Origin of the sequence: Leucobacter sp. M11, from assembly GCF_035726885.1 — a bacterium.
Classification (GTDB): Bacteria; Actinomycetota; Actinomycetes; order Actinomycetales; family Microbacteriaceae; genus JAPFRB01.
Window position 1 is genome coordinate 254765 of the sequence record NZ_JAPFRB010000003.1, and the last position, 2842, is coordinate 257606.

Annotated in this window: 2 protein-coding genes; one reads left to right on the forward strand and one right to left on the reverse strand. The window is 72.4% G+C overall.

Annotation, left to right across the window (positions count from 1 at the left end; translation table 11 throughout):
* Positions 1 to 252 precede the first annotated feature (252 nt).
* A complete protein-coding gene (locus tag OOT08_RS09515; protein ID WP_325092411.1) occupies positions 253 to 1725 on the reverse strand; it encodes a CCA tRNA nucleotidyltransferase in 1473 nt (490 codons plus the stop codon).
* Between the two features lie 53 nt (positions 1726 to 1778).
* Between OOT08_RS09515 and OOT08_RS09520 the strand changes: the two genes are divergently transcribed.
* Positions 1779 to 2842, forward strand: a 1064-nt coding sequence (locus tag OOT08_RS09520; RefSeq protein WP_325092412.1) for a DUF6049 family protein, incomplete at its 3' end; no start/stop codon positions are given.

The window sequence follows — 2842 nt, forward strand, 5'->3', positions numbered from 1 at the left end:
CCGTGCTGATCGTTTCGTCGTCGGGGTGGGCGTGCACGAACAGCACCCGCTGCGCGCCCCGGAACCAGTCGGCGGGGCTCCCGAGGACCTCAACGACGCTCGGGGTCGTCCACGGCTCGGCCGCGGTCGTGTCGGCGGGGGCTGCGGGTTGCTGGGGCTGATCGGTCACGGTGCTCGCTTCGTTTGTCGTCGTGGCGGGGTGCTGCATGCGGTGGGAGAGAAGGGCGGGTGGGGCACGGGGGAGCGCGGGGGCTACGGTGCGGGCGTCGCGGTCCCGCCGGGCTCGGCCCCGCCAATGCCCTGCTCGGCGGCCCAGGCCAGGAGCCGCTCCCGCAGTTCCTCCTCGGGTCGATCGCCCTCGTCCAGCCGCACCTCCAGGAGGAACTGGTAGGCCCGGCCAACCTCGGGCCCGGGACGAATCCCGAGCAGCGCCATGATTGCCGCACCGTCGAGGCCGGGCCGCACCGAGTCCATCTCCTCCTGCTCGCGCAGCTCGGCGATGCGCTGCTCGATGTCGTCATAGGCGAACGCCAACCGGTCCGCCTTGCGCTGGTTGCGGGTCGTGACATCGGCGCGCGTCAGCACGTGCAGGCGCTCCAGCTGGGGCCCGGCGTCCCGCACGTAGCGGCGCACGGCGGAATCGGTCCAGGCCTGGTCGCTGTACCCAAAGAAACGCAGATGCAGCTCGGTCAGCCGAGCGACCGCGGCGATCGTCTCGTTGTCGAAGCGCAGGGCGCGCAGCCGCTTCCTGGCCAGCTTGGCCCCCACCACATCGTGGTGGTGGAAGGTGACGCCGCCCGGCTCGAAGCGTCGGGTGGACGGCTTGCCGATGTCGTGCAGCAGCGCGGCCAGGCGGAGCACGAGGTCGGGCTCGGTCTCCTCGGCCCCGCGGCGCTCACTCTCCAGCTCGATCGCCTGCTCCAGCACGGTCAGGCTGTGCTCGTAGACGTCTTTATGGCGACCGTGATCGTCCTGGGCCAGCTTCAGCGCGGGGACCTCGGGCAGGAAACGTTCGAGCAGCCCCGTATCCACGAGGAGCCGGAGCCCGGGCACGGGCGTGTCCGCTCCGAGCAGCTTGCTGAGTTCATCGCGAATCCGCTCGGCCGAAACGATGTCGAGCCGATCAGCGAGCGCGGTCATCGCCGCCCGGACCTCCTCGTCCACCGCGAACCCCAGCTGCGCCGAGAACCGCGCAGCCCGCAGCATCCGGAGGGGGTCGTCGGTGAAGGACTGCTCGGCCGTGCCCGGGGTGGCAATCCGGGCGGCGAGGATGTCCTCCACCCCCGTGCCGGGGTCAACCAGGGTCATCGCTGGCAGCCGGAGGGCCAGGGCGTTCATGGTGAAGTCGCGCCGGATCAGGTCCCCGTCGAGGGTGTCGCCGAAGCTCACCTCGGGCTTGCGAGACTCCGGATCGTAGGACTCGGCGCGATAGGTGGTGATCTCGACGGTTTCTCCCGCGACCCGCGCGGCCACCGTGCCGAAAGCCCGGCCCACGTCCCAGGTCTTCTGGGCGATCGGGGCGAGCACCGCCTCGATCTCGTCGGGACGGGCAGAGGTGGTGAAGTCCAGGTCCGTCACCGCACGCCCCAGCATCGCGTCTCGCACGGGGCCGCCGACGAGCGCAAACTCGTGCCCCGCGGCGTCGAAGGCCTCGGCGAGCACCCGCACGGGGCGGGACTCGGCGATCTCACGGAGGGCGGCCAGGGACTCGGCAACTGAAAGCATGTTTCCAGGGTAACCGGGCCGGAGGCAGAGCTAAACTCAATACACTGTTGCCTATGCGTCCGATCTCCCGAAAACTGCGAAAATTCGGGACCCTGCTGCTCGTGGGAACCCTGTTGGGCGTCGCGCCGGCCCCGGAGGCCGCGCTCGCCACCGGGTCGCCGGCCCTGCCCGTCGCGGCGCAGGCCCCCCTCGGCGCACACACGGGCGCGAAAACGCCCGAGGATGACGCACCCGCCCCGGCGGCCGCGCCCCCGGGGGTTCGCCTCCTCAGCTCCTCGACCCCCTACCTCGCCGATCGCTCGGGGGAGCTGCGCCTCACCGTGACCGTCACGGCGGGAGAGCAGCCCCGGCCGGCCGAAAACGCCCACCTTCTCCTGGACCGCACCCCGCTCACCTCCGGGCAGGAGCTGACGGCCCTCAGCCCAGCCGTCGGCGAGCCCGTTCCCGTGCGCACCGACCCCGCCGGGCAGGCGCTGCCCCTCGGCAACCTCATCGCGACGGTGCCCCTTCCTGCGCTGGAGCCGGGCGAGAGCGAGAGCGTGACGGTCACCCTGTCGGGCGATCAGCTCCCCCTGACGGAGGCCGACCCCGCCGGGGTGTACCTCTTCCGCGTGACCGGCGCGCCCGGGCTGAGCGACACCGCGTCCCCCATCGTGTGGCGGGCCCCGCAGGCGAGCGCCGTGCAGCCCCTGAGCACCGTGATCGCGCTCCGCTTCCCCGCCGAGGTTGCCGCAATGCCGAGCGCCGCGGTGCTCGACGAACTCTTCAGCCCCGGGGGTCCCCTGGGGCGCCTGCTCGACGCGGGCATCGCCTCCGGGGCGGTCCTCGCGATCGACCCCAGCCTGATCGCCGCGATTCGGGCCCGCGGCACGGACGCCCCCGCCGCCGCCGTCGAGTGGCTGGAGCGGTTGCGCACCGCCCCGAACGAGACCTTCCCCCTGCCCTTCGCGGACGCGGACCTCGCCGCGCAGGCCCAGCTCGGGTATTCGCGTCCGCTGCAGCCCGAGAACCTGACCTTCGTGACCCGGAAGAGCTCCTTCCCCGTCACGCCCCCGGATCCCGAGTCCACGACGTCGCCGGGGGCGGAGCAGCCGACCCCGTCCGAGCAATCGGAGGG